Raw genomic sequence first — 2,305 nt, forward strand, 5'->3', positions numbered from 1 at the left:
GGTGCGGCTGCCGACCCCGATCGTCGACGTCGATCCGGCCGCCGCGCACACCGAGATCGGGCAGCTGTCGGCCGCGCTGAACCGGATGCTCGACCGCATCGCCGCGGCGCTGTCGGCGCGGCATGCCAGCGAGACGCGGGTGCGGCAGTTCGTCGCCGACGCGAGCCACGAGTTGCGCACCCCGTTGGCGGCCATCCGCGGATATACCGAACTGGCACAACGCAAACAGCGGGAGCTTCCCGACGACGTCGCCCACGCGATGAACCGTGTCGAGTCCGAAACCGAACGGATGACCCAACTCGTCGAGGATCTGCTGCTGCTGGCCCGCCTGGACGCCGGGCGGCCGCTGCAACAGGAAGCGGTCGACCTGACCAGGCTCGTCGTGGACGCGGTCAGCGATGCGCACATCGCCGGGCCCGACCATGTGTGGGAACTGGATCTGCCCGACGAACCCGTTGTGGTCGCCGGCGATGAAGCGCGGCTGCACCAGGTGCTGGCCAACCTGCTGGCCAATGCCCGCACCCATACACCGCCGGGCACCTCGGTCACGACCTCGCTCGCCGTCGGCGACAGGGCGGAGGTGGTGCTGACGGTCCTCGACGACGGGCCCGGCATCCCGGCCTGGCTGCAACCCGATGTCTTCGAGCGCTTCGCCCGCGGCGACTCGTCGCGCTCCCGGCGCGGTGGCAGCACCGGCTTGGGGCTGGCGATCGTCGACGCGGTGGTACGGGCGCACGGCGGCACGATCGAGGTGCAGAGCGTTCCGGGTAGAACACAATTTGTCGTCCGGCTCTCCGGCGAGCCACAGTCGACTCACAGCGGAGACCAATCGGGCACCTAGCGTGGCCTTCGATGATCGACCGGTGACCCTTCTCCTTTCGGCCGACCGGACACGGGATCGCGCAGAAGGCCCACCCCGCAAGCGTTTTCTCGTGTCCCCGGCACGTGTCGGGTTCGTCGTGTTGCTGCTCGGGACGGGGATTCTCTACCTGTGGAACCTGGGTGCCAGCGGATGGGCCAACGCCTACTACTCGGCTGCCGTGCAGGCCGGCGCGAGCGACGGCACAGCGATGCTGTTCGGTTCCAGCGACGCCGCCAACGCGATCACCGTGGACAAGACGCCGGCCGCGTTGTGGGTGATGGAGACCTCGGTGCGGCTGTTCGGGCTCAACCCGTGGGCCGTGCTGGCGCCGCAGGCCCTGATGGGGGTGGCCGCCGTCGCGGTGCTCTACGCCGCGGTGCGCCGCGCCGGTGGAACCTCCGCCGCGCTTCTGGCGGGTGTCGCCTTCGCGCTGACGCCCGTGGCGGCGTTGATATTCCGCTTCAACAACCCGGATGCGCTGCTGGTGCTGCTGCTGGTCGTCGCTGCGTACTGCACCCAGCGCGCGTGCGAGGAGGATGCGAGCAGGTGGTGGTTGATCGCGGCGGGGGTGGCGGTCGGTGTCGGCTTCCTGGCCAAGATGTTGCAGGCGCTGCTGGTGCTTCCCGCACTCGCCACGGCCTATCTGGTGGCCGGCCCCGCGCGGTTGAGGCGACGGATCATCGACACCGCGGCAGCAGGCGCCGCCGTCGTGGTGTCCGCCGGGTGGTACCTGCTGCTGGTGGAGCTGTGGCCGACGTCGTCGCGGCCCTACATCGGTGGGTCGCAGCACAACAGCATCATCGAACTCACACTGGGCTACAACGGATTCGGGCGACTGACCGGCGATGAGCCGGGTGGCCTGGGCAACCTCAACCACGACGTCGGCTGGGGGAGGCTGTTCGGCTCGAGCATGGGCGCGGACATCGCGTGGCTTCTGCCCGCCGCGGTGATCTGCATCGCCGCCGGATTCGTCATCACCCGACGCAGACCGCGCACCGACCTCACCCGGGCAGCCCTGATCATCTGGGCGGGCTGGCTGGCAGTGACCGCGCTGGTGTTCAGCTACATGAACGGCATCGTCCACCCGTACTACACGGTGGCACTCACACCGGCCATCGCCGCCGGAATCGGCATCGGCGCCACCCTGCTGTGGCAGCGCCGTGACGACATCCGTGCCAGAACCGCACTGTCCGGTGCCGTCCTCGTCACCACGATTCTGGCGGCGGTGCTGCTGTCGCGCCACGGCGACTGGATGCCGTGGCTTCGGGCGGCCGTAGGCGTCGCCGGGGTGGGCGCGGCCGCACTGATACTGGTGGCGGGCCGGTTGAGCGACGCGCTCACCCGATCGGTCGCCGGTCTCGCGATGGTGGCGTGCCTCGTCGCTCCGGCCGCGTACTCGGTTGCCACCGCGGCGACACCCCACAGCGGAGCCCTCCCCTCGGT

The 2,305-nt window shown here is 69.9% G+C and carries 2 protein-coding genes; both read left to right on the top strand.

Annotated features, from left to right (window positions below):
- Positions 1–841: sensor histidine kinase (locus tag WA965_RS29635; RefSeq protein ID WP_526448315.1), on the top strand; the 841-nt coding region annotated here is incomplete at its 5' end.
- A 91-nt stretch (positions 842–932) separates the two neighbouring features.
- Positions 933–2,305 (top strand): ArnT family glycosyltransferase (locus WA965_RS29640; RefSeq protein ID WP_526448316.1); only part of this gene is annotated, 1,373 nt, incomplete at its 3' end.

This window comes from Mycobacterium sp. (assembly GCF_049683935.1).
In the GTDB taxonomy this organism is placed as follows: domain Bacteria; phylum Actinomycetota; class Actinomycetes; order Mycobacteriales; family Mycobacteriaceae; genus Mycobacterium.